Annotated in this window: 22 protein-coding genes, 2 tRNA genes and 1 pseudogene; 8 read left to right on the top strand and 17 right to left on the bottom strand. The window is 61.4% G+C overall.

Going from position 1 to position 23,650, the window contains the following annotated elements:
* Positions 1-375: transposase (locus AC1D06_RS35220; protein WP_477990385.1), on the top strand; the 375-nt coding region annotated here is incomplete at its 5' end.
* A 95-nt stretch (positions 376-470) separates the two neighbouring features.
* Here the strand turns inward: AC1D06_RS35220 and maiA are convergent.
* From maiA to hppD, 4 genes are read right to left on the bottom strand one after another with little or no spacing between them, the layout of a single operon-like run.
* Positions 471-1,106 (bottom strand): maleylacetoacetate isomerase, encoded by a 636-nt coding sequence (gene maiA / locus AC1D06_RS35215; RefSeq protein ID WP_477990384.1) that lies wholly within the window; start codon positions 1,104-1,106, stop codon positions 471-473.
* Positions 1,103-2,125, bottom strand: coding sequence for a fumarylacetoacetate hydrolase family protein (locus tag AC1D06_RS35210; RefSeq protein WP_477990383.1), 1,023 nt, complete (start codon positions 2,123-2,125; stop codon positions 1,103-1,105). Before AC1D06_RS35210 ends, maiA begins: the two co-directional genes overlap by 4 nt.
* Positions 2,126-2,149: 24 nt before the next feature.
* Positions 2,150-3,511: a homogentisate 1,2-dioxygenase gene (gene hmgA, locus AC1D06_RS35205; protein ID WP_477990382.1), complete on the bottom strand. Its 1,362-nt coding sequence runs from the start codon at positions 3,509-3,511 to the stop codon at positions 2,150-2,152.
* A gap of 52 nt (positions 3,512-3,563) precedes the next feature.
* Positions 3,564-4,676: a 4-hydroxyphenylpyruvate dioxygenase gene (gene hppD, locus AC1D06_RS35200; protein ID WP_477990381.1), complete on the bottom strand. Its 1,113-nt coding sequence runs from the start codon at positions 4,674-4,676 to the stop codon at positions 3,564-3,566.
* Positions 4,677-4,799: 123 nt separating this feature from the next.
* Between hppD and AC1D06_RS35195 the strand changes: the two genes are divergently transcribed.
* On the top strand, positions 4,800-5,276 hold the full coding sequence (locus AC1D06_RS35195) for an Lrp/AsnC family transcriptional regulator (protein ID WP_477990380.1): 477 nt from the start codon (positions 4,800-4,802) through the stop codon (positions 5,274-5,276).
* 285 nt (positions 5,277-5,561) lie between these two features.
* Here the strand turns inward: AC1D06_RS35195 and AC1D06_RS35190 are convergent, their stop codons facing one another.
* Genes AC1D06_RS35190 through AC1D06_RS35150 form a run of 9 tightly spaced genes read right to left on the bottom strand, consistent with a single transcriptional unit; the run spans position 5,562 to position 16,407 of the window.
* The gene (locus AC1D06_RS35190; protein ID WP_477990379.1) at positions 5,562-6,416 is read right to left on the bottom strand and encodes an HpcH/HpaI aldolase/citrate lyase family protein; all 855 of its coding nucleotides are present in this window, start codon (positions 6,414-6,416) and stop codon (positions 5,562-5,564) included.
* On the bottom strand, positions 6,413-6,865 hold the full coding sequence (locus AC1D06_RS35185; protein ID WP_477990378.1) for a MaoC family dehydratase: 453 nt from the start codon (positions 6,863-6,865) through the stop codon (positions 6,413-6,415). The genes AC1D06_RS35190 and AC1D06_RS35185 overlap by 4 nt, the downstream gene beginning before the upstream one ends.
* A complete protein-coding gene (locus AC1D06_RS35180; RefSeq protein WP_477990377.1) occupies positions 6,865-8,730 on the bottom strand; it encodes an acetyl/propionyl/methylcrotonyl-CoA carboxylase subunit alpha in 1,866 nt (621 codons plus the stop codon). Before AC1D06_RS35180 ends, AC1D06_RS35185 begins: the two co-directional genes overlap by 1 nt.
* A gap of 4 nt (positions 8,731-8,734) precedes the next feature.
* Positions 8,735-10,345: a carboxyl transferase domain-containing protein gene (locus AC1D06_RS35175; protein ID WP_477990376.1), complete on the bottom strand. Its 1,611-nt coding sequence runs from the start codon at positions 10,343-10,345 to the stop codon at positions 8,735-8,737.
* Positions 10,342-11,487, bottom strand: coding sequence for an isovaleryl-CoA dehydrogenase (locus tag AC1D06_RS35170; RefSeq protein ID WP_477990375.1), 1,146 nt, complete (start codon positions 11,485-11,487; stop codon positions 10,342-10,344). The genes AC1D06_RS35175 and AC1D06_RS35170 overlap by 4 nt, the downstream gene beginning before the upstream one ends.
* 10 nt (positions 11,488-11,497) lie before the next feature.
* Entirely contained in the window at positions 11,498-12,895 is a 1,398-nt protein-coding gene (lpdA, locus tag AC1D06_RS35165; protein WP_477990374.1) for a dihydrolipoyl dehydrogenase, read from the bottom strand.
* Positions 12,892-14,160, bottom strand: a complete 1,269-nt coding sequence (locus tag AC1D06_RS35160) for a dihydrolipoamide acetyltransferase family protein (protein WP_477990373.1) — start codon at positions 14,158-14,160, stop codon at positions 12,892-12,894. Before AC1D06_RS35160 ends, lpdA begins: the two co-directional genes overlap by 4 nt.
* Positions 14,157-15,176: an alpha-ketoacid dehydrogenase subunit beta gene (locus tag AC1D06_RS35155; protein WP_477990372.1), complete on the bottom strand. Its 1,020-nt coding sequence runs from the start codon at positions 15,174-15,176 to the stop codon at positions 14,157-14,159. Before AC1D06_RS35155 ends, AC1D06_RS35160 begins: the two co-directional genes overlap by 4 nt.
* Before the next feature lies 1 nt (position 15,177).
* Entirely contained in the window at positions 15,178-16,407 is a 1,230-nt protein-coding gene (locus tag AC1D06_RS35150; RefSeq protein WP_477990371.1) for a thiamine pyrophosphate-dependent enzyme, read from the bottom strand.
* A gap of 126 nt (positions 16,408-16,533) precedes the next feature.
* On the opposite strand from AC1D06_RS35150, the gene AC1D06_RS35145 reads away from it, so the two are divergent.
* Positions 16,534-17,001: an Lrp/AsnC family transcriptional regulator gene (locus AC1D06_RS35145; RefSeq protein WP_477882927.1), complete on the top strand. Its 468-nt coding sequence runs from the start codon at positions 16,534-16,536 to the stop codon at positions 16,999-17,001.
* A 14-nt stretch (positions 17,002-17,015) separates the two neighbouring features.
* Here AC1D06_RS35145 and AC1D06_RS35140 read toward each other — a convergent pair whose 3' ends face one another.
* Positions 17,016-19,040, bottom strand: a complete 2,025-nt coding sequence (locus AC1D06_RS35140; RefSeq protein WP_477990370.1) for a mechanosensitive ion channel family protein — start codon at positions 19,038-19,040, stop codon at positions 17,016-17,018.
* A 160-nt stretch (positions 19,041-19,200) separates the two neighbouring features.
* Here AC1D06_RS35140 and AC1D06_RS35135 point away from each other — a divergent pair, with 160 nt between their 5' ends.
* On the top strand, positions 19,201-19,392 hold the full coding sequence (locus tag AC1D06_RS35135) for a hypothetical protein (protein WP_477882923.1): 192 nt from the start codon (positions 19,201-19,203) through the stop codon (positions 19,390-19,392).
* Here the strand turns inward: AC1D06_RS35135 and AC1D06_RS35130 are convergent, their stop codons facing one another.
* Positions 19,393-20,841: a cryptochrome/photolyase family protein gene (locus tag AC1D06_RS35130; protein ID WP_477990369.1), complete on the bottom strand. Its 1,449-nt coding sequence runs from the start codon at positions 20,839-20,841 to the stop codon at positions 19,393-19,395.
* A 344-nt stretch (positions 20,842-21,185) separates the two neighbouring features.
* Here AC1D06_RS35130 and AC1D06_RS35125 point away from each other — a divergent pair, with 344 nt between their 5' ends.
* Complete coding sequence (locus tag AC1D06_RS35125) at positions 21,186-21,911, top strand: pentapeptide repeat-containing protein (protein WP_477990368.1); 726 nt, start codon at positions 21,186-21,188, stop codon at positions 21,909-21,911.
* Positions 21,912-22,232: 321 nt separating this feature from the next.
* Positions 22,233-22,709: a class I SAM-dependent methyltransferase gene (locus tag AC1D06_RS35120; RefSeq protein WP_477882918.1), complete on the top strand. Its 477-nt coding sequence runs from the start codon at positions 22,233-22,235 to the stop codon at positions 22,707-22,709.
* A gap of 161 nt (positions 22,710-22,870) precedes the next feature.
* Here AC1D06_RS35120 and AC1D06_RS35115 read toward each other — a convergent pair.
* Both AC1D06_RS35115 and AC1D06_RS35110 read right to left on the bottom strand, forming a co-directional pair.
* Positions 22,871-22,945 (bottom strand) — tRNA-Asn (locus AC1D06_RS35115).
* Positions 22,925-23,209 (bottom strand): hypothetical protein, encoded by a 285-nt coding sequence (locus tag AC1D06_RS35110; protein ID WP_477882916.1) that lies wholly within the window; start codon positions 23,207-23,209, stop codon positions 22,925-22,927. Before AC1D06_RS35110 ends, AC1D06_RS35115 begins: the two co-directional genes overlap by 21 nt.
* Positions 23,210-23,261: 52 nt before the next feature.
* On the opposite strand from AC1D06_RS35110, the gene AC1D06_RS35105 reads away from it, so the two are divergent.
* Both AC1D06_RS35105 and AC1D06_RS35100 read left to right on the top strand, forming a co-directional pair.
* A tRNA-Cys gene (locus tag AC1D06_RS35105) sits at positions 23,262-23,335 on the top strand.
* Between the two features lie 177 nt (positions 23,336-23,512).
* Positions 23,513-23,650: pseudogene (locus AC1D06_RS35100) on the top strand (IS66-like element accessory protein TnpA); the annotation flags it as partial.

The raw sequence follows: 23,650 nt of genomic DNA, 5'->3' as shown, positions 1-23,650 counted from the left end.
GCCCAGGACACGCCGGAAGCCGCAAGTACTCAGTGGCGTAGCGTCGCCGATCAGATCCGGCCGAAAGTGCCAAAGCTCGCAAATCTCATGGACAATGCCGAAGAAGACGTGCTCGCCTACATGACCTTCCCGAAACAGCATTGGACCAAGCTTCACAGCACCAATCCCATCGAACGCCTCAACGGTGAGATCAAGCGCCGCACAGACGTCGTCGGCATCTTTCCCAACGATGACGCCATCGTCAGGCTCGTCGGTGCACTGCTGCTCGAACAGAACGACGAATGGGCTGTTCAGCGATCCCGTTACATGACCCTTGAGACCATCGCACAAATGAGCGATGATCCGTTAATCAGCCTGCCCGCTGCGGCTCGCTGACCCATTCCCGGCTCAGCCGGAAAGCACGGCGATCACCGAGCCGAGCTACACCACTCCCAGAGACGCGATCTCTCCGGCAAATCCGGCGCGGTTCACTATCGATTTTTCACCGCATCCGGATGCGCATCGCGAAACGCAGCCAATTCCCCACACACAGCATCGATTGCGACAATCCTCAGCAAGCCGCCGAAATCCACACCCCATCGGCGAGCATTGTAGACCTGCGGCACCAGACACAGATCAGCCATCGTCGGCACCTGTCCATGACAGAACGGCCCATCACTCCCCACCAGCATCGCTTCGAGGTTCGCCAGCCCCCTGGATATAAAATGCCGCATCCACTCCTCGCGCGAGGCCTCGTTGCTCGTGATCTGCACGACATGCCCCGCGACGAGCGGGTTGCAGATCGGGTGGATGTCCATCGCCACCGCATGAGCGAGCGAGCGGACGCGGTGGCGGCCGATGGGGTCGCGCGGCAGCAGGCCGGTGCCGGGGTGGGTCTCGTCGAGATATTCCATGATCGCCAGCGATTGCGTCATGTTCATGCCGTCGAGCACCAGAGTGGGGACCAGTCCTTGCGGATTGACGGCAAGATAGGCCGGCTGCCGGTGGTCGCCGGCAAGCAGGTCGATGTTGTGGGTTGTGTAGGGAATGCCCAGCAGGTTCAGGGCGATCCGGAGGCGGTAGCAGGCAGAGGAGCGCCAGTAGTCGTAGAGGATTGCGTCGGTCATCTGCCTGGACCCTGATATTTTTCCACGGTCTGCTCGATCGCGCCGAAAATCGAGCGGCCGTCCCGGCCGTTCATCTCGATTCGCACCTGGTCGCCGAATGTCATGAACGGGGTTTTGGCGCTGCCGCTTTCGATGATCTCCACCATCCGGAGCTCGGCGATGCAGGAATAGCCGGCGCCACCCTGGTCGATCGGCTTGCCGGGGCCGCCTGCCATCTTGTTCGACACCGTGCCGGAGCCGACGATCGAGCCTGCGGCAAGGTTGCGGGTCTTTGCTGCGTGCGCGACCAGTTGGCCGAAATCGAAGGTCATGTCGATGCCGGCATTCGGCTTGCCGAACGGCTTGCCGTTCAGCGTGACCAGCAGCGGAAGATGCAGTCTGCCGCCGTCCCAGGCATCTCCCAATTCGTCCGGCGTGACGGCAACGGGGGAGAAGGCGGAAGCGGGTTTGGATTGGAAGAAGCCGAACCCCTTGGCGAGTTCGGCCGGAATCAGGTTGCGGAGCGAGACGTCGTTGACCAGCATCAGCAGGCGGATTGCCTCCCGGGCGGTTTCTGCGCTTGCGCCCATCGGCACGTCGTCGACGATGACGGCGACTTCGCCTTCCATGTCGATGCCGAACGCCTCGTCGGCCATGAGGATGGGCTCACGCGGCGCCAGAAAACCGTCGGAGCCGCCCTGATAGATCAGCGGATCGGTCCAGAAGCTTGCCGGCATTTCGGCATTGCGGGCTTTGCGGACCAGTTCGACATGGTTCACATAGGCCGAACCGTCGGCCCATTGATAGGCGCGGGGAAGTGGCGAGGCAGCCTCGTGTTCGTGGAACCGTTTGGTCGGCTGGGCGCCGGTTTCGACGCCTTCGGCAATGCGGGCAAGCCGGGGCGCCACATGCGCCCAATCGTCCAGCGCCGCCTGCAGCGTGCGAGCGACATGGCCGACCTCGGTGTAGCGGGTGAGGTCCCGAGAGACGACGACGAGCTGGCCGTCCCGGGTGGAGTCTTTCAATGTCGCGAGCTTCATGATGCGATCCGGATGCGTATGGGTTTATTTGATGCCGGGCGTGCCGTCGAATTTGCGGTCGAGATCGTCCCAGCATTCGAGATAATTGTCCTGCAGCGTCTCGGTCTCGGCGGCAAAGCGGGTCACCTGCTGCGGAAAGCGGGTCTCGAACATGAAAGCCATCGTGCTGTCGAGTTTCACCGGCTTCAGCTCCGTATTCGCCGCCTTCTCGAAACCCAGCGCGTCCGGTCCGTGCGGCAGCATCATATTGTGCAGGCTCATGCCGCCGGGAACGAAGCCTTCTTCCTTGGCGTCGTAGCGGCCGTGGATGAGGCCCATGAACTCGCTCATGATGTTGCGATGATACCAGGGCGGCCTGAACGTGTGTTCGGCCACCAGCCAACGCGGCGGGAAGATGACGAAATCGACATTGGCGGTGCCAGCTTCGCCGCTCGGCGCGGTCAGCACGGTGAAGATCGACGGATCGGGGTGATCGAAGAGGATGGCGCCGACGGGCGAAAAGGTGCGCAGGTCATATTTGAACGGCGTGTAATTGCCGTGCCAAGCGACGACATCGAGCGGCGAATGGCCGATCTCGGTCAGGTAGAACCGGCCGCACCATTTCACATGCACCCGGCAGGGCGTTTCCTTGTCTTCGAAGGCAGCGGTCGGGGTCTTGAAGTCGCGCGGATTGGCGAGGCAGTTTGCCCCGATCGGGCCGCGATCCGGCAGGGTGAATTTCGCGCCGTAATTCTCGCAGATATAGCCGCGGCAAATCTCGTCGCCGTCGCTGCGCAAGACCTTGAACATCATGCCGCGCGGGATCAGGCAGACCTCATTCGGCTCGACCGTCATCATGCCCATTTCGGTGAACACCAGGATCGTGCCAAGTTGCGGCACGACGAGCAATTCGCCATCGGCGTTGAAGACATAGTCATCGACCATGTCGGCATTGAAGGCATAGGCATGCGCCGCCATGCCGGCCTGGGTCATCACGTCGCCAGCCGCCGTCATGGTGCGGATACCGCTGAGGAAATCGGTGTTGGGCGCCGGGGCGGGAAGCGGGTTCCAGCGCAACTGGCCGAGCGGCAGCGAGTGCTCCCCGAGGCAAGGCGCGGATTTCCAAAACGGATAGGTCGTGTTTGAAAAGCGCCGCGTGTGGCGGACGCTGGGGCGGATCCTGTAGAGCCAGGAGCGTTCGTTGGTGCCACGCGGCGCGGTGAAGGGCGAGCCGGACAGTTGCTCGGCATAAAGGCCGTAATTGCATTTTTGCGGGCTGTTTTGCCCTTGCGGCAGGGCGCCGGGGAGGGCTTCGGTCTCAAAGTCGTTGCCGAAACCGGGCATGTATTTGAGATCGACGGCGGCCACGCCTGCGGACGCGTCCGTGTTCGGCACTATCTGGTCCATCGGTCTTTCCTCCCCGAAGTGGAGCCCCGCGGTGACGCGGGGCTTTCGATGCTCATTCGGCGGCGGCGACCTTGATGACGCCGCGCTTGATCTGGTCGGCTTCGATCGACTCGAACAAAGCGCGGAAATTGCCTTCGCCAAATCCTTCGTCGCCCTTGCGCTGGATGAACTCGAAGAAGATCGGGCCGATCACCGTCTTCGAGAAGATCTGCAGCAGGATCTTCGTCATCCCGCCATTTACGACGCCTTCGCCGTCGATCAGGATGYCATGCTTCTTCATCCGGTCAATGGGCTCGTCATGACCATTCACGCGGCTGAACGACATGTCGTAATAGGTTTCCGGCGGGCCGGGCATGAATTTCAGGCCATTGTCGGCCAGCCGGTCGGTTGCGGGATAGATGTCATCCGTGCCGACGGCGATATGCTGGATGCCTTCGCCCTTGTATTTCCTCAGGAATTCCTCGATCTGGCTGGTGTCGTCCTTGGATTCGTTGAGCGGAATGCGGATCTTGCCGCAGGGCGAAGTGATGGCGCGGCTCGTCAGACCGGTGATGCGGCCATCGATGTCGAAGAAGTGGATCTGCTTGAAGTTGAAGAGGGTGCGGTAAAAATCCCACCACTTGTCCATATTGCCGCGATAGACATTGTGGGTCAGGTGGTCGAGATAGTAGAAGCCGACGCCTGCCGGACGGGGATCGCGCTCGCCGAGCCATTCGAACTTGCGGTCGTAGGCCGAACCCTTGGCGCCATAGGTCTCGATGAAATAGAGCAGCGAGCCGCCGATGCCGACGATGGCCGGCACGTCCAGCGTCTTATCCTGCCCTTCATAGGGCGTGGCGCCATTGGCGACTGCGTGCTCGAAAGCATGCTTGGCGTCGACGACGCGCCAGGCCATGGACGGCGCGCAGGGGCCGTGCTGTTCGACAAAGCGCCGGGCATGGCTGCCGGGCTCGGCGTTCAGGACATAGTTGATGTCGCCCTGGCGCCAGACGGTGATGTCCCTGGTTCTGTGCCTGGCCACGGCGCTGTAGCCCATGCGCTTGAACAGCTCACGCAGCTTTTCGGGTTCCTCGTGGGAGAACTCGACGAATTCGAAGCCGTCCGTGCCGGCCGGATTGTCGGCGGTGATTTCTGCCGGGGGTGCGTCGTGCGGGAAAGGACCCATTGTCTCCTCCTTGGGATCGTGACTATGCACAATATGCGCTAATTCACATGCAATGTGCTTGCATTTATGATCACCTCAGCGCATTGTTTGCACGAACCGTGCGGCTTTATGGGATTTTATGCATTGTCTGAGCAGCTTGACAGCTTCGACCTTCACCTCCTGGATAAATTGCAGCGCGACGGCAGGCTGACGAACAATGAGTTGGGCGACCTGATCGCGCTTTCGCCGTCGCAATGCTCGCGCCGCCGCACGCGGCTTGAAGCGGATGGTTATATCCGCGGCTACCAGGCGGTGCTGGATCGGCGAAAGCTCGGCATCGAGATGCTGGTGGTGATTTCCGTCACGCTCGCCACCCACAACAGGGACAATGCGCGCCGGTTCGCGCAACTGGTCAATGGATTGCCGGAGGTGCTCGAAGCCTATGCGCTGACCGGCGATATGGACTATCACCTGAAAGTCGCCATTCGCGGGCTTGAGGACCTGTCCCGGTTTGTCAACGATATCCTTCTGCCGCATGACTCAGTGCAGCATGTGAAGACGTCGATTGTGTTGGATACGCTGAAGTCATTCGAGGGGCTGCCGCTGGGGTCGTTGGGGTAGGGTGCCGTGCTCGGTGCGCACACGCGAGGTCGACCGAAGGCGATCGTATAATAGTAAGACCCTCTCTGGCCTGACGGCGTTCGTCGCTGAAATCGATCCACTGGATCGATTTCTCCGCTTCGCGGACCGCTCCTTACCCCCCACAAGGGGGGAGAAGACTCGCGGCACGCTTCGAGCCTCACCTGTGGCACCGGAGGTGCGGCTGGGTTAAGTCCCTCCCCCTTGTGGGGAGGGGTTGGGGAGGGGTCTTTGCGTCACCTTCAATTGCCCCGGAAGGGAGCCGGCTCAATCCGCCGCGCCCGCCATCGAAAGCACGTTCAGCGCAGACTTAAGGTGAGGAAGATCGAACATTCGACCGCCGATCTCAATAACGCCGGCGCCTGGATTCGCCTGGAACGCTTCGACCACCTGTCTCGCCCGCGCGACTTCGGCCTCGTCAGGGGTAAATGCCTGATTGATGACCGGGACCTGGCTTGGATGGATCGCCATCATTCCCGAAAAACCGTCACGGCGGCCGCGTGAGGCGCAGGCGCGAAAACCGTTCTCGTCGCGGAAATCCGGATAGACGGTCTCGATTGCCGGCACACGCGCCGCATGGGCGCCGAACAGGGTGAGGGAGCGCACGACCTCGTAGGGCGTGGTGTATCGACCGTCCGCCTCTCGGGACGCGGTCGCTCCGATTGCGGCGGGCAGGTCCTCGGCGCCCCAGGTGAGGCCGCAGATCAAGGCGGAGACGTCGGCGTAAGTGCCAAGTTTGAAGACGGCGGCGGGTGTCTCTGTTGCAATCGGCAGGATCGGCAGCGATCCCAGGCCCAGTGCTGCGAGCCTATGCGAAAGCGTCGTCACCGTCTCCGCGCCTTCGCATTTCGGCAGCATGACACCGTCGGGTTTTGCGGCTCGCACCGCTTCGAGGTCATCTGCGAGATGCCCGCTGTCGATGGGGTTGATCCTGATGAACATGGCGGCCGGCATGCTCCGAGAGAGAGCGTGGCCGGCAAGCGCATCGCGGGCCCTTGGCTTGTTCTGGAGCGAAACAGAATCTTCCAGGTCGATGATGAAGACGTCCGCGCCGGATGTCGCAGCCTTTTCGAACCGTTCGGGGCGGTCGCCGGGAACGAAGAGCAGCGAGCGCATTCTCATTGGGGCTTCCTCTTCATCAACGCGGTTCGCAGGCATTGGCAGACCACCTCGCCGCGCTGGTTGAGCGTTGTGTGCTTGAAGGTGACGATACCTGCGTCCGGCCGCGAATTGGATGGCCGGAGTTCTACCACTTCGGTCTCGGTATGCAGCGTGTCGCCAACGAAGACGGGTTTTGGCATGACCACCTTGTCGTAACCGAGATTGGCGACGAGCGTGCCGAGCGTGGTGTCGCCGACGGACAGGCCGACCGTAAGACCAAAGGTGAATATGCCATTGACGACGATGCGGCCGAACTCGGTTGCCGCGGCGTATTCGGCGTCGAGATGCAGCGGCTGCGGATTGTGCGATAGGGTGGTGAACAGGAGGTTGTCGGTCTCGGTAACGGTGCGGCGGAGTCCGTGGACGATTTTGTCACCCACCGTCCATTCATCGAAGAACCTTCCAGCCATCAATGCTCTCCCTTGCCGACCACCACGGTCAACTGGCCTTCCGAAACCTTGTCCCCGGTCGCCACCGCGACCTGCTCCACGACACCGTCAAACGGTGCCCGCAGCGTGTGCTCCATCTTCATCGCTTCGACGACGACAAGGCGGTCGCCCTTGGCAACTTTCTGATCGCGCGCGACGTCGACGACGGTGATCATGCCGGGCATGGGCGACAAGACCGAGCCGTCGGAGGAGCCGCCCGAGGCTTGGCCGGCCTCGGTGAAGGGTACRCCGATTTGCCAGGCGTTTCCGCGTTCGAACATGACGTGGCGACCATCGATAACCGCTGATGTCGCTGCTGCCGTCCCGGCGCCGTCCCCCCATCGCGCCCGACCACCTATGGTCACTCTGGCCCGCAGATCAGGCACGGCATCGACGCGGAAGCCCGAAAGAGCGTCCCAAGGATCGGGACGAGAAGAGGAAGCCAATGTCACGACGGCGCGAGCGGCAGACAGGTCATCAGGCTCCGTGGGGACGAGGTCAGCCCCCTTGCGTTCCAGGAAGCCGGTGTCCACTGCACCGGACAGGAAATCTGGATCGGCTGCGATCCGTGCCAACAGGTTGGCATTGGATTTCACCGGCCAGATTTCGACTTGCTCGCAGGCTGCAGCCAGGCGATTGAGCGCCGATGTCCGATCGCCTGCGTAAGCGATCAGTTTCGCAATCATCGGATCATAGTAAGGCGTGATCTCGTTGCCTTCCTCGACGCCGCTGTCGACGCGGATGGATCGGGGCAGGCGCAGGTGTGTCAATGTCCCGGTCGACGGCAAATATCCGACCGCGGGATTTTCGGCATAGAGGCGGCCTTCGACGGCGCAGCCGTTCAGCCGAATCTGATCCTGTGTCTTGGGCAAAGGTTTGCCTGCGGCGACCTCAAGCTGCCAGCGGACAAGGTCCTGTCCGGTCACGGCTTCCGTTACGGGATGCTCAACCTGCAGCCTCGTGTTCATCTCCATGAACCAGATGCGGTCGGCGCGCAGGCCCTGCGAGGAATCGGCGATGAATTCCACGGTTCCCGCGCCGACATAGGAGACGGCTTGTGCGGCGCGAACGGCGGCACCGCAGATGGCTTGCCGCGTGGCTTCGTCCATGCCGGGAGCGGGTGCTTCCTCTATTACCTTCTGGTGACGTCGCTGGACGGAGCAATCGCGTTCGAAGAGGTGAACGCAGTTGCCCAGCGTGTCGGCGAAGACCTGGACCTCGATATGGCGCGGGTTGAGGATATATTTCTCGATCAGCACCCGGTCATCGCCGAACGAGGCCTTGGCTTCGCGCTGGCATGATTGCAATGCTTCGGCGAAGTCTTCCCGGGCTTCGACGCGGCGCATGCCCTTGCCGCCGCCACCGGCGACCGCCTTGATCAGCACCGGATAGCCGATGGCACCCGCCTCGCGTTCGAGTGTTTTGAGCGACTGATCCTCACCCATATAGCCGGGGGTGACCGGGACGCTGGCCTCCTGCATCAGCCGCTTGGCGGCATCCTTGAGGCCCATGGCGCGGATCGCATGCGGCGGCGCGCCGACCCAGATGATGCCTGCAGCCTGGACTGCCTCGGCGAATTCGGCATTTTCGGAAAGAAACCCGTATCCCGGATGGATCGCCGCAGCTCCGGTCGTGCGGGCCGCGTCGATGATTTTCTCTTGCGACAGGTAGCTGTCGCGTGCTGCGGCTCCGCCAAGCGCGAAAGCTTCGTCGGCCTCGCGGACGAAAGGCAGGCCGGCATCGGCGTCGGAATAGACCGCGATCGTGCGGATGCCCATGGCGCGGGCGGTGCGGATGATGCGCCGGGCGATCTCGCCGCGATTGGCTATGAGAAGGCTTTCCATCATCGGCCTACATCCTGAAAATGCCGAAGCGGGGCGAGGGCGGTATCGGGGCGTTCAGCGCCGCCGAGAATGCCAGGCCAAGAACGTCGCGGGTCTGGATCGGATCGATAATGCCATCGTCCCACAGTCGCGCCGTGGCAAAATACGGGTTGCCCTCCGTCTCGTATTTCTCCCGGATCGGGCTCTTGAACGCGTCCTCGTCTTCGGCGGACCATGTCTCGCCCTTGGCTTCCATACCGTCCCGTTTGATGGTGGCGAGAACCGACGCGGCCTGTTCGCCGCCCATGACGCTGATGCGGCTGTTCGGCCAGGCGAAGAGGAATCTGGGGCGATAGGCGCGGCCACCCATGCCGTAATTGCCCGCGCCAAAACTGCCGCCGATGAGGATGGTAACCTTGGGCACGCTCGCCGTGGCGACGGCGGTGACGAGTTTTGCTCCATCCTTGGCGATGCCGCCGGCCTCATATTTGCCGCCGACCATGAAGCCGGAAATGTTTTGCAGGAAGAGCAGGGGAATGCGCCGCTGGCAGGCGAGTTCGATGAAATGCGCGCCCTTCAGCGCGCTTTCCGAAAACAGCACGCCATTGTTGGCGAGGATGGCGACCGGAATGCCCCAGATGCGGGCGAAGCCGCAGACCAGCGTCGTGCCGTAGAGCGACTTGAACTCATGCAATTCCGATCCGTCGACGATACGGCCGATGATCTCGCGGACATCGTAAGGGGAACGGACATCGGACGGGATGATGCCATAGAGCTCGGAAGGGTCGAGCACCGGCGGGCGCGGCGGCGCCAAGTCAACGTCTGGTGACTTGACCGTGTTCAGCGTCTTGACGATGTCGCGGACGATAAGCAGCGCGTGTTCGTCATTGTCGGCGACATGATCGACAACACCCGACCTGCGGCCGTGTGTCTCCGCTCCGCCAAGCTCTTCGGCCGAGATGATTTCACCCGTCGCCGCTTTGACCAATGGCGGTCCGGCCAGGAAGATCGTTCCCTGATTGCGGACGATGACCGTCTCGTCGGACATGGCTGGCACATAGGCGCCGCCCGCCGTGCAGCTGCCCATGACGCAAGCGATCTGGGGAATACCTTGCGACGACATCTGCGCTTGATTGTAGAAGATTGCGCCGAAATGGTCACGATCCGGAAAGACCTCGGCCTGATGCGGCAGGTTGGCGCCGCCGCTGTCGACGAGGTAGATGCAGGGAAGGTTGTTCTGCAGAGCGATCTCCTGCGCCCGCAGATGTTTTTTCACCGTCATCGGGAAATAGGCGCCGCCTTTCACCGTGGCGTCATTGGCGACGATCATGACCTCCCGTCCGGCGACGCGGCCGATCCCGGCCGCCACACCCGCGCTAGGCGCCTCGCCATCATACATGCCGTTCGCCGCCAGTGGCGCGACTTCGAGAAACGGACTGCCGATATCGAGCAGGGCCTGGACGCGATCGCGCGGCAGCATCTTGCCCTTGGATGTATGCCGCGCTGCAGCCTTCTCGCCGCCGCCACGGCGGGCGAAAGCGACATTATCTGCGAGCTCCCGGGCGAGTTTGAGATTCAGTTCGCGGTTTTCCGCATAAGTACCGCCGGAGGTGTCGAGCGCCGATGGGATCACTGTCATAGGCTGAGCAACTCCCGGCCGATCAGATACCGGCGGATTTCATTGGTCCCGGCACCGATGTCGTAGAGCTTGGCATCGCGGGCGAACCTCTCGACAGGCCATTCCTTGGTGTAACCAGCACCACCGAGGGCCTGCACGGCCTCGAGCGACACCGTCACCGCATTCTGGCTGGCGAGCAGGATCGCGGCCGCGGCATCGGTGCGGGTCGTACGACCCTCGTCGCAGGCCTTGGCGACCGAGTAGACGTAGGACCGCGCCGAATTGAGCGCGACATACATGTCGGCGACCTTGGCCTGCATCAGCTGGAATTCGCCGATCGGTTTGCCGAACTGCTTGCGCTCGCGCAGATAAGGTAGCACGACATCGAGGCAGGCCTGCATGATCCCCAAAGGCCCGCCCGCAAGAACAGCCCGTTCGTAATCGAGGCCGGACATCAGGATGCGGACGCCTTCGCCTTCCTTGCCCATCAGTTGCTCAGCCGGGATTTCGCAATTCTGGAACACCAGTTCGGCGGTGTCGCTGCCGCGCATGCCCATCTTGTTGAGCTTCTTCGAGACCGTGAAACCCGGCATGCCCTTCTCGACGAGGAAAGCGGAAATGCCCTTCGGCCCAGCATCGGGGTCGGTTTTTGCGTAGACCACCACGACGTCGGCATGCGGGGCGTTGGTGATCCAGAATTTCGTGCCATCCAGCACATAGCGGTCGCCCTTGCGGACAGCCTTGAGGCGCATGGAGACGACGTCGGAGCCGGAACCTGCTTCCGACATGGCCAGCGAGCCGACATGCTCRCCACTGATGAGTTTCGGCAGATATTTGCGCTTCTGCTCGGCATTGCCCCAGCGCCGGATCTGGTTGACGCAGAGGTTCGAATGCGCGCCATAGCTCAGCCCGACCGAGGCCGATGCTCTCGACACTTCCTCCATCGCAACGACGTGGTGGAGGTAGCCCAATCCCGAACCGCCGAACTCTTCTTCGACGGTGATGCCATGCAGACCGAGTGCGCCCATTTCCGGCCAGAGCTGGCGGGGGAACGTGTTGGTCTCGTCGACCTCGGCAGCGATCGGCGCGATACGGTCCGAGGCGAACCGCGCCGTCATATCCCGGATCGCTTCGGCTGTGTCTCCCAGTGAGAAGTCGAACATGATTCCTCCGTCAGATGTGTATAGCATGGCCGAGCGCCTTGAGCGCGGCTTCGTGAAAAGCTTCGCCCAGCGTCGGATGCGCGTGGATGATACCGGCAATGTCGTCGAGCGTCGCCTGCATCTCGATCGCGTTTGTGAATGCCGCCGCCAGTTCCGAAATATTCTTGCCGACCGCCTGGACGCCGAGGATTCGCCTGGAGTGTTTGTCGGCGACGACGCGGACAAACCCGCCATCTTCGCCGGCCTCCATCGACAAGGCCCTGCCATTGGCTGCATAGGGGAATGATGCGACGATCGCCTGTTGCTGATCAAGATCAGCCGGGGCGGCGCCGACGCTCACCACTTCCGGCTCGGTGAAGCAGACCGCCGGAATGGCGAACGGCGCGAACCGCCTGCGCTTGCCGGCAATGATCTCGGCGACCATTTCGCCCTGGGCCGAGGCCTTGTGCGCCAGCATCGGCTCGCCGACGAGGTCTCCAATCGCCCAGACATTCTTCATCGACGTGGCGCAATGTTCGTCCACCGCKACAAACGGTCCGCGACGGTTCAGTACCAGGTTTTCGATGCCCCAACCATCGACCAACGGCTTGCGCCCGACAGCGACCAGAACTTTGTCCGCCGGAATTTCCGACCGCTGGCCCTCCGCGCTTTCGACCACGATCGCGTTGCCGTGCTCGGTCAAGCCCTTGGCCGACGCACCGAGATAGAGCTCGACGCCGTTGGCGCGCAGCCACTTGTCGACGGGTGCGGAGATCGTGTCGTCATAGAGGGGAAGCACTTTCTGCTGCTGCTCGATGACACTGACCTTGGCACCGAACTTGCGGACGGCAATGCCTAGTTCAAGGCCTATGTAGCCAGCGCCGACGACGACCAGGTTTTTCGGCAGTTGCTTCGATGCGAGCAGTCCTTCCGAGGACACGATCTTGCCGCCGAAAGGCAGGCTGGGAATCTGGACCGGGACAGAACCCGTCGCGAGAATGACGTGCTCGGCGGTGATGGTGACTTGCCCGTCGTCAGTTGCGACATCGCAGGTCTTGCCGTCGCGGAAGACGGCCCAACCTTTGACGACGCGGACCTTGGCTTTACGAAGCAGTGCGCCGACGCCGGCATTGAGCCTATCGACGATGCCATCCTTCCAGGAGATCGTCTCACCGAGATCGAGTTCAGGAGCCGACCGTAACTTGATCCCCAGCGAGCCGCCTTCGAAGGCCCGCGAGACGATGCGGAATTCGTCGGCCGCATGGATGATGGCTTTCGACGGAATACAGCCGCGGATCAGGCATGTGCCGCCCAGCCTGTCGGCCTCGACAAGCGTGGTCTCCAGCCCCAGCTGTCCGCAGCGGATCGCGGCGACATAGCCGCCCGGTCCGCCACCGACCACAAGCACTTTGGTCTTGATGTCACTCATTTCTTCCGCCCGATGAACAGCAGGGAGGGGTGCTCGATCAGGCGCTTCATCGCCTGGATGAAGCGTGCGGCGTCATGGCCGTCGACGATCCGGTGGTCGAACGAAGATGAGACGTTCATCATCTTGCGGATGACGATCTGGCCGTCGATGACAATGGGGCGATCGACCAGCTTGTTCGGCCCGATGATCGCCACTTCGGGGTGGTTGATGATCGGCGTCGCGGCGATACCGCCCAAGGCGCCGAGGCTGGTTAGCGTGATGGTCGAGCCCGAGAGCTCCTCGCGCTTCGCGGTGCCGTCGCGGGCAGCACTTGTGACCCTCGCCATTTCCTCAGCGCAGTCCCAGATATCGAGGCGCTCGGCATGCCGGATCACCGGCACCATCAGCCCACCCAGGGTCTGCGTGGCGATACCGACATGGACGCCGCTATGCATGTTCAGGACGCCATTGGCGTCATCGAACCTGGCATTGATCTGCGGGAAATCCGGCGCAAGCGATACCACGGCGCGGATGAAAAACGGCAGCAGCGTCAGCTTCGGTTCTTTCTCCGAGCGCGTCGCGTTGAGGTCGGCGCGAAGCGCTTCCAGCTCGGTAAGGTCGAATTCCTCGACATAGCCGAAATGGGGTATCTGCCGCGCGGCCTCCTGCATTTTTTCGGCGATGCGCCGGCGCAGGCCGATGATCTTGAGGTCGGTCACTGCATCTTCGGTATGGGGAAGGGCTGCTTTGCCGCGCGCCAGAATTGGCCGATCGAGGTCTTCGATGAGCACCCGGCCCTGCGGTCCGGTGCCGACGACGAATTGAAGCTCGATTCCGCGCTCATAGGCAAGCTTGCGAGCTGCAGGAGAGGCCAGGATGACCCGCTCCTGTCTCGATGCGGTGACATCCGCTGGCAGGGGTGGGGGCATGTCGGAAGCCGAGGTGGCGACAACACTGTTTGCCTGACTTGCCGCTTGTGCTGCCGGCGCCTTGGCGACGACAACCCGTTCGATTTCAGCCGTCGCGCGCGGCTGGCTCTCTCCATCTTCCCCGATGACGAACTCCACCAGGAGAGCACCAACCGGGACCATCTGGCCGACCTCACCGTGGATCGCGGCGACGCGTCCGGTGACCGGCGAGGTCATTTCGACGGTAGCCTTGTCGGTCATGATGTCGACGAGCAACTGGTCTTCCGTGACGAGATCGCCGGGCGCGACATGCCAGGCTCCGATCTCCGCTTCCGCCGTGCCTTCGCCAATATCGGGGAGATTGAAACGGAATGTCATGGCCTGGCCTCCAGGCAGCGCGTGAGGGCGGTGGCAACCCGTTGCGGTCCGGGGAAATAGTCCCATTCGAAGGCATGCGGGTAGGGCGTGTCCCATCCGGTGACCCGCTCGATCGGGCATTGCAGATGATAAAAACATTCCTCCTGGATGAGCGCCGAGAGTTCGGCGCCAAAGCCGCTGAAGCGCGAGGCTTCGTGGACGATGACGCAGCGGCCGGTCTTCTTCACCGAGGTCACGATCGTCTCCAGGTCGAGCGGGACGATGCTGCGCAGGTCGATGATTTCGGCATCGACGCCGGTGTCTTCCACTGCGGCAAGGCAGACATGGACCATCGTGCCGTAAGCGAGGATGGTGACGGCTTTGCCGGGCCGGACGACATTGGCGCGCCCGAGCGGAACCGTGAAATAGCCGTCCGGCACGTCGCTGGCGGGATGCTTCGACCAGGGCTGCAGCGGCATGCCGATGCGGCCGTCGAAGGGGCCGTTGTAGAGCCGCTTGGGTTCGAGAAAGATGACGGGATCGTCGTCCTCTATCGAACTGATCAGCAGGCCCTTGGCATCGTAGGGATTGGAGGGGATGACGGTTTTGAGGCCGGTGACATGGGCGAAGATCGCCTCGGGGCTGGCGCTATGCGTCTGGCCGCCGAAAATGCCGCCGCCATAGGGCGAGCGCACGGTAATCGGCGCCCAGAAATCGCCACCCGATCGATAGCGAAGGCGTGCCGCCTCGGAGACAAGCTGGTCATAGGCGGGAAGAATATAGTCGGCGAACTGGATTTCGGCGACCGGCCTCAGCCCATACGCACCCATGCCGATGGCGGTGGCGATGATGCCGCCTTCGGAAATCGGGGCGTCGAAGCATCGTTTGGCGCCATGCTTGGCCATAAGACCGTCGGTCGCCCGGAAGACGCCGCCGAAATAGCCGACGTCCTCGCCGAAAACGAGGACCTTGGGATCGCGCTCCAGCATCACGTCCATGGCGGAATTGATGGCCTGGATCATGTTCATCGTCGCCATGTCAGAACCCCATTTCCTGCCGCTCGCGAATGAGGCGCCAGTCTGGCTCCTTGTAGACGCATTCGAACATTTCCTTGACGCTCGGTTTCGAGGTGCCGAGCGTGCCGATGGCTTCGCCCGCCTTCGCCGCCTCCTTCACCCGTGCCTCGCAGCTTTCCACGAGTGCGACATGCGCTTGCTCGGTCCAGATGCCAAGGCGGATCATATGCGCCTTGAGACGATCGATCGGATCGCCGAGCGGCCAGCACTGGGGTTCGTCCGAGGGGCGGTACCGGGATGGATCGTCGCTGGTCGAATGTCCCGAAGCCCGGTAGGTGACGAACTCGATCAAGGTGGCGCCGAGGTTCTGCCGGGCTCGTTCGGCAGCCCAGGCGGTCGCGGCATAGACGGCCAGGAAATCATTGCCGTCGACCCTTAGACCGGGAAGGCCGTAGCCAAGGGCGCGCGCCGCGAAGGTAGTCTCCTGGCCGCCGGCGGTGCCATTGAAGGTCGAAATCGCCCATTGATTGTTGGTGATCGCAAGGATCACGGGCGCATGATAGACGGCCGCGAATATCAGCGCCTGGTGGAAATCGCCTTCGGCGGTCGTGCCGTCGCCGATATAGCCGAGTGCGATCTTGTCGTCCTCCATATAGGCAGACGCCATTGCCCAGCCGACCGCATGTCCGAAACGGCTGCCGACATTGCCGGAGAGCGAGTAGAACCCGTAGTCGCGAGCCGAATAGAGGATCGGAAGCTGGCGGCCTTTGAGCGGATCGGCAGCGTTGGAGAAGATCTGGTTGACCAGATCGAGGAGCGGATAGTCGCGCGCCATGAGATAGCTGACGACACGGTAAGTCGGGAAGCACATATCCTGCATGCCGAGCACCATCGAAGGCGCGGCACCCAGAGCCTCTTCACCAGTCGACTTCATGAAGAACGAGGTCTTGCCCTGGCGATGCAGGCGGAACATCCGCTCGTCGAAGGCGCGGGTCAGTACCATGGCCTGCAGGCCACGTTTGAGCTGAGCCTCACTCAGGTGCGGGTCCCACGGCCCGACGGCCGCCGCATCGTCTCCGAGAACCCTGRCGAGACCGAAGGGAAGGTCGTGCATGTCCCTCYCCGCGGCGTCGATGTCGGGACGGCGGGTCTCTCCCGCTGGACGGATGTCGATATAGCTGAAATCCGGCGCGTCGCCGGGCCTCGCCGACGGTTGCGGGATATGGAGCTTGAGAGAAGAGTTCTTCAGCATTCGGCATTCCTCCTGCCGGATATTATGCTACCGAATGCCCTGGTACAAAATTGCGTATTTGTGCGCGCAAAGCTTGCCGATCGCGAGATCATCCTATTTCATGTGCTCAAATTAGGATGAGGCTTCATGGATGCGATCGATCTTAAAATTCTGCGCGAAATGCAGGAGAATCCGGAGATCGCCATCAGCGATCTGGCGCTGAAGGTGGGGCTGTCGCATACGCCGTGCTGGCGCAGGGTGAAAAAGCTGGAGGCGGACGGGGTGATCGCCGGGCGTGCGATCCTGTTGAACCCCGTGGCGCTTGGCCTTCCGGTGGTCGTCTTCGCCGACCTCAAGCTGCGCCAGCATGACGAGGAGACGCTCGAAGCGCTGGAAGCGGCTGCAAGGGATCTGGATGAGATTACCGAGTGCTATTCGATGAGCGGCGACAGCGACTACATCCTCCGCGTGGTCGTGCGCAGCATCGAGGAATATGAGGGGCTATTGAAGAAGGTGCTCCTGCATCTTCCCGGCGTGTCCTCGGTGCATTCGCATTTCGCCCTGAAATGCATCAAGAACACCACACGGCTGCCGATCGGCGATGGAGTGCGGTGAACGGATCAAGACATTCACTCGGTAGCCCCTCCCGCTGCCGCCTCGCGCTTCTTCTGCTCCGCCAATGCCTGTGCTGCCGCGGCCACTGCAAGATCGGTCTCATCGCCGCCACCGACATGCACCGTGGTCTGCGCGAAGCCTATGCCGTTGGCCTTGAAGGCCTGGCTGATCATCACATAGGCACGCCGGCGGATCACCGATTGAGAGCCCGGCATGGCGGTGAAGGCGAAGGAGAGTTCGATGCCGAATTCGCCGATCTGCTCGACGCCCTTCATCTTCAGCGTTTCGATTAGGACCGGCCCCAGCTCTTGGTCTGCCAGCATCTCGGCGCCGATGGTCTTCACCAGCTTCTTCACCTGATTGACGTCAGTGTTGAACGGAACACGCAGCAGGAATTTGTCGATCGCCCAATCGCGGCTGAGATTCTGCACGGCGCCGAGTAAGCCGAACGGCACGGTGAAGACGGGGCCGCGATGGTGCCTTAGCCGCACCGAGCGGAGGCTGAAGGATTCGACCGTGCCCTTGTAGCTGCCGCTCTGGATATATTCGCCGACCCGGAACGCATCGTCCATCAGGTAGAAGACGCCGCTGATCACATCCTTGACCAAGGTCTGCGAGCCGAAGCCGATGGCGACACCAAAAATGCCGGCGCCGGCAATCAGCGGTCCGATCTCGACACCCATCTGGGCGAGCACCATCAGGCCTGCGATCACCAGCACGAGGGCAGCGAGCGCATTGCGGAAGATCGGCAGCAGCGTCCTCAATCGCGCCCGGCGCGCCGTTTCCGTCGGCAGCGGCGAATCGCCGGCGACGGAAGCGAGCCGGAGATCGATCAGCGCCTTGGCGAGGCTCCAGCCGAGATCGGCGATCAGCAGCACGACCACGCTCTTGATCAGGCCGAAAATGACCAGGTTGAGCCAGGAATCGTTATGTCCCGGCAAGCGCGGATTGAACTGCCAGACCACGGCGAGCCAGGAGACGGCCGCGACGATGATCAGTGCCCTCACGCCACGAACGGTGAGCACGGTCGGAATGCTCGATTCCGGGTCGCCGGGCCACCGCGTCGCTGCGAAAGCCTTGGTCATGCGGTCGGCGGCCGGCAGGATGTGCGGCAGGACCAGGGCATAGACGCCGAGCCAGAACAGCAGATGCAGCCCGATGGTCCAGATCAGCCAGAGCGCAACGAAATAGAGGGTTGCGAAAATCTTGTTGCGGGCTGGACGTGTCTTGGCGGACGGGCTGCGCCAGACCGATTCGCAACAGATGGCAAGCAGCACGACGGTCACGATGAAGAATGCGGCATAGCCCGCATTGTCGGGGATCGAGAGCGGCTCGACCAGCGCGGCGGTGGCCAGCGTGATGAAAAGCACGGCACTGAAGCGGAGGATCCTGCTCAGCGTGAAGCTGKAAATGCTGCCGGCGGCCAAGGCCGTCGCACAAATCGCAGCAACGACCCGGTAGGCGATGGCCGCGACCAGGTAAAAGAGAATGGTGACATGCATCAGGGGCGGCCAGTCGACGGACAGGAACGCGGCGATGGCAATCAGCGAGAAAACCGCGAGCGGCACGACTTCGATATAGGTCCGCGTCAGCAGCGGATTGTTGTCCAGGGCCCGACGAACCGCCCGCCTTGCGAACCATTCGCCGAGCAGGCAAGCGGCAAGAACCAGGGCCAGAATAGCGATGACCGAGATGAAGCCTTGGTCATGCGCCTCGCTGTGGACGCGTCCAATGGCGGCGGCGAACTCGCCCGGTACCGTCGGCAGCGCGGCGACAAGGCCGCGGACATTGGTGCGCACATGCGCTTCCCATGCCTGAATGCGGAACATCTCATCGATCGGGGATCTTGCCGGGGGCTTTGCGGTGTTGTCGGTCTTGGTCTGGGCCTGGATCCAGTTCTTGACGGCGGGATCTTCGAGGATTCGGACCAGTTCCGCTATCTTGTCCAGTGGTGGGCCGGGCTGCTGGGCGGCGCTGGCCAAGGCCGAAAACGCCACGAGCAGACCGGTGAAAAAGGCGAGCAAACCCCTGCGCAACATATCATTCTCCCTCGATCCCAAACCGTGATGCGGCGACCCTAACCTGCGAAGGCGAGAGGTTTATGAGAGAGGGTTTTAAAAATTTCTGTCAACAGGAACCAATGTGCCGCGTGCACGTTGCAACCGTTTGTATCATACCTCTACAAGGAGATCCGGGCTCATGCCGATGACCGCACAACGCCAGCCTCTCACGCAACCCGACGAGCATATCCTGACGGTCCGGGAGGCACTGGAACCCTTGTTTCTCAAGCTTGAGGCGGAGGTCGACCTCAAGCTGATCGATGCCGCGCTCGACGCCGGCTGGGATCCGGACGAAGTGCTCCAAGCGCTCGACGCACTCAGGACACACTGATCACGCTTTCGGCAGAGCCTTGAACGCGGCAAGTGCATGCTCGCGGGCATGCGCATGGTCGACGAGCGGGTGCGGATATGTCTCGCCCAACGTCACGCCGGCGGCCTTCAACACAGCAGGCGGGGCGTCGAACGGGCAATGGATATATTCATCCGGCAGGTCCGACAGTTCCGGACAGTAGCGCCTGACATAGCTGCCTTCGGCGTCGAACGTCTTGCCTTGCTTGACCGGGTTGAAGATGCGGAACCAGGGGGAGGCGTCCGGACCGCAGCCGGCCACCCATTGCCAGTTCATCGCATTGTTGGCGCAGTCGACATCGACGAGCGTGTCGCGAAACCAGCGCTCGCCCTCGCGCCAGTCGATCAGCAGGTCCTTGATCAGGAAGGAGGCGACGATCATGCGGACGCGGTTTTGCATGAATCCGGTCTGCCAGAGCTCGCGCATGCCGGCGTCGACGATGGGATAACCGGTCTCGCCGCGCTGCCAGGCGCTAAGCGCGTTGTCGTCTTGACGCCATTCGAAGGCATCGAAGCGGCGATCCATGTTCGTCGTCGGCATGTCCGGCTTGTAGAACAGCAGATGCCAGGAGAATTCACGCCAGACGAGTTCACGGCGGAAGGCGATGGCATCGGTTCCGTGTTCATCGAACGCCTTGCCTACGGCGCGCCAGATGCGATGCGGCGAAATCTCGCCCATGGCAAGATGCGGCGACAGGCCCGAGGTCGATGCTTTGCCCGGCAGATCGCGATTTTGCTTGTATCCATCGAGCCGATTGTCGAGGAAATCCTTGAGCCGGGCGAGGGCGCCTGCCTCACCCGGCTGCCAGTACTCCGGAAAACTTTTGGCCCAAGTCGGCTTATGCGGCGTAAGCTGCCATCGCCCGAGCGCTTCGGTCGCCGGAAAATGGTCGGGCGCCTTGATCATTTTCGGTGCCGGCAGGGGATCGTGCGGCGTGAAACCGGCGTCGAACGCCTTCCAGAAGGGCGTGAACACTTTGTAGTGGCCGCCCTGGCCGGTGACGAGCCGCGTCGGCTCGTGCATCAGAAAGCCGCCAAAGCTTTGGGCATCGATTCCTCGATCGCGGAGCTTCGATTTGATCCGGCGGTCGCGCTCGATGCCATCGGCGTCGTAGAGCCTGTTCCAGAACACCGCCTTGGCGCCGGTCTTTTCGATAAGCGCCTCGATCACGTCGAGCGGCCTGCCGGAGAGCAGCAGCAAGCGGTTGCCAATGCTCTTGAACGATTGCTCCAACGCTGCCAGGGAATGATGCAGCCACCAGGCCTGCGCGGCGCCCAGCGCGCCTGCGAAAGGGCTCTCCGGCGCTTGTATATAGACGCCAAGCACGGGCGCCTGAGTCTGGATCGCTGCCTGTAGCGCGAGATTATCCCAGAGCCGGAGATCGCGGCGGAACCAGAGGATGACCGGAAGCGTGTCCAAGGGATCTGTCATTTGCGCTCCGTTGCATCCGGCCTTCATACGGTTCTTCTGACTGGATAGATCAGTCGCGGAACAACTCCAGGGATCGACTGGTGATTCCAACATTGGCGTCATTGGCGATCGAGCGACAGGCCTCTCTCGCCCACGTCGGAATCAATGCGGGCGCCAGCGTATCAACATCAGGCATCTGCCGCTTGCGACGCTGGCCGGCCGGATTTAGGCCCTTTAGTTATCGGCCGCTTGTCAGTAGGATGATTGGAAGAAATAAGCCCGGCGTCGAATTTGCGGGAGACCGTCGCCGAACGGCACGAGTGCCATCCTTGCGGAACCGTGCGCCGCGCAAATGAGGAGATATCATGGGTTCCATTTCGAGGCATTTCAGAAGATCCACCCCATATTGTGGCATTCTGCTGCTCGGTTTCCTTGGATTTTCCGCGGAAACCGCTTTTGCGTCCGATGACTGCCAAACCGCGCCGACCTCGGGCATCGATTGGCAGAATTGCGACAAGACGATGCTCATGCTGTCCGAAAGCGATCTCAGCGGCGCCAAGCTGGCGGGCTCGGATTTCAGCTCGACCGATCTTCGCAGCTCCAACCTGACCGGTGCAAATCTCGAAAAGGCGACATTGGTTCGTGCCAACCTCTCGGCCACGACGGCCAAGGGCGCTCACTTCGCCAAGGTGGAAGCCTATCGAACCGATTTCAGTCAGATAGACGCACCCGGCGCCGATTTCCAGAATGCGGAACTGCAACGTTCCAATTTCAAGCAGGCCAAGCTCGCCAATGCGGATTTCACCAAGGCCGATATGGGGCGCTCGCAGTTTGACGGCGCCGATGTCAGCGGCAGCCGCTTTACCCTGGCCAATGTGTCCCGTGTCGATTTCCGCGGCGCCAAGTTCGGTGCACCAGTCGACTTCGACCGCGCCTTCTTCTTTCTGACCAGAATCGAAGGGGTGAACCTTGGCAAGGCGACCGGGCTGGGGCAGTGGCAGCTGGACATGGCCTGCGGAGACGACAAGACAGTGCTTCCGGCAAGTTTGACAAAGCCGAAAAGCTGGCCGTGCCAGTTTCAACAGGAATAGCAGGTTGAAACACTAGCATTTGCGATGCACGACAATAAGTCGCAAGCTGAATTCGCCAGATAGCACGAAATATATGATGAAAATTGCCGAGGCCTGAAATAAAACCCTTCCTGAGGAAACGGGAAGGGGAGAAACATTGTGAAATTCAACGAGTTTCTGGTTCGGTTCGGCGGAAGTTTGAGAACGAAAAATCTAAGTTCTCCAATGGACTTCATCTGGGGGAAGAGGGGGGCCAACAGACGACTTCATATTCTCGGCAAGAAATCCGAATTGGCGCCAGGCTTCATTCGCCAGGATCCGTGGGAGGCGGAGTATCTTTTCATGGTCGCTACGCGCGCCCGCCAGGGAATTGTCGAAACCGGCCGGTTCAACGGCGGCAGCGCTTTCCTGATGGCCTGCGCAAACAGCAGCGTTCCGATCTGGTCGATCGATCTTGCACCGCAGGACGATGCCCGGCTTCAGGAAATATTGAAACAGCAGTCGATTGAAAATATCGAACTGATTGTCGGCGATTCCCAAAACAAAAGATACGACCAGATAAAAGCCTTCGACCTTCTCTTCATCGATGGCGATCATAGCTATGACGGCTGCACGAAGGATATGGAAAACTGGTATCCCTTGCTATCGCCAGGTGGTCACTTGCTCCTGCACGATTCCTATTCCGGTTGCGAGGTTATGGATGCATGCATCGATTTCATCGCTCGCCACGATCCGATCGTCCACATCTCACCCTATAAGCACAACAATCATTCCACCCATCCGGCCGGCTCAATCGCGCATTTCCAGAAACGGCGATAAAGCAAGCGCTATCGGAGCAGGCCTCTGCCGGCAGGTGTTCGTCAGTGCGAAGATCAAGCTCGGAGCTCTACCGGCAGCCCTTTGATTTCATTGCCCAGACAAAGAAAAATGCCTCCCAATTTGCTGCGCATGAAGCTGCAGAAATTGAGAGGCATCTAATTTGGCTCCCCGGGCCGGATTCGAACCGGCGACCTGTCGATTAACAGTCGAATGCTCTACCGCTGAGCTACCAGGGAATGTCTGCGTTGCCGCAGCGTTGGCAGGGCTAATACAAATGCTTTCTCGATTTGCCAAGCGGTTTTTTCAAAAAACCAACGAAATTTCCCTTCGCCGCAGGAACGGCTGTCACAAAAGCCTGCCAATCCACCCCCTTCACCGTCCTGTGGAAAAAAACATGCGCTGGTGACGGGACGTCGGCCGAAAAGCGGCTTGCGGATAGAGAACCTTCCTGTTAGAAGCCCGCCCATTCCGCCGGGGACGCTGGTATTTTCGATCAGCATCCGTATCCAAAACGGAGAATTAAGCTTTATCGCTTAACGGTTGGAATAATGAGGCCTCGTGGCGGAGTGGTTACGCAGAGGACTGCAAATCCTTCTATTCCGGTTCGATTCCGGACGAGGCCTCCAAACATTTTCATTGTAAAATCGGCACGTCATGCGCCAAAAAACTGCGCCCGCGACCCCACAGGGGCGGTTGGCGTTCGATAAGTGGTCTCAAGCCCAACACGACGAGCGAATCCTGAGGCGTACCCCTACGGGCAAGGCCGCCTTGAGAAGTGTGCGGAAACGTAGCTGACTGTGGGTATGGACATCATTACGCACCGTCATCACGAAAACCGGCTTGAGATTGTCGACACTGGTCGGCGTCGCCGTTTCAGCAAAGAGGCAAAGCTGCGGATTGTCGCGGAGAGCCTTTTGGAGCCGGGATTGTGTGGATTGTGT

This window comes from Rhizobium sp. P2_G2 (genome assembly GCF_056403555.1).
The sequence above is the reverse complement of the archived record's forward strand: the minus strand, read 5'-3'. Positions and strand labels throughout refer to the sequence as shown.

Coding starts and splice junctions, on each gene's coding strand:
- maiA (WP_477990384.1), bottom strand. CDS start 1,106: ATGACCGACGCAATCCTCTACGACTACTGGCGCTCCTCTGCCTGCTAC.
- AC1D06_RS35210 (WP_477990383.1), bottom strand. CDS start 2,125: ATGAAGCTCGCGACATTGAAAGACTCCACCCGGGACGGCCAGCTCGTC.
- hmgA (WP_477990382.1), bottom strand. CDS start 3,511: ATGGACCAGATAGTGCCGAACACGGACGCGTCCGCAGGCGTGGCCGCC.
- AC1D06_RS35190 (WP_477990379.1), bottom strand. CDS start 6,416: ATGAGAATGCGCTCGCTGCTCTTCGTTCCCGGCGACCGCCCCGAACGG.
- AC1D06_RS35185 (WP_477990378.1), bottom strand. CDS start 6,865: ATGGCTGGAAGGTTCTTCGATGAATGGACGGTGGGTGACAAAATCGTC.
- AC1D06_RS35175 (WP_477990376.1), bottom strand. CDS start 10,345: ATGACAGTGATCCCATCGGCGCTCGACACCTCCGGCGGTACTTATGCG.
- AC1D06_RS35160 (WP_477990373.1), bottom strand. CDS start 14,160: ATGACATTCCGTTTCAATCTCCCCGATATTGGCGAAGGCACGGCGGAA.
- AC1D06_RS35155 (WP_477990372.1), bottom strand. CDS start 15,176: ATGGCGACGATGAACATGATCCAGGCCATCAATTCCGCCATGGACGTG.
- AC1D06_RS35145 (WP_477882927.1), top strand. CDS start 16,534: ATGGATGCGATCGATCTTAAAATTCTGCGCGAAATGCAGGAGAATCCG.
- AC1D06_RS35135 (WP_477882923.1), top strand. CDS start 19,201: ATGCCGATGACCGCACAACGCCAGCCTCTCACGCAACCCGACGAGCAT.
- AC1D06_RS35130 (WP_477990369.1), bottom strand. CDS start 20,841: ATGACAGATCCCTTGGACACGCTTCCGGTCATCCTCTGGTTCCGCCGC.
- AC1D06_RS35125 (WP_477990368.1), top strand. CDS start 21,186: ATGGGTTCCATTTCGAGGCATTTCAGAAGATCCACCCCATATTGTGGC.
- AC1D06_RS35120 (WP_477882918.1), top strand. CDS start 22,233: ATGGTCGCTACGCGCGCCCGCCAGGGAATTGTCGAAACCGGCCGGTTC.
- AC1D06_RS35110 (WP_477882916.1), bottom strand. CDS start 23,209: ATGCTGATCGAAAATACCAGCGTCCCCGGCGGAATGGGCGGGCTTCTA.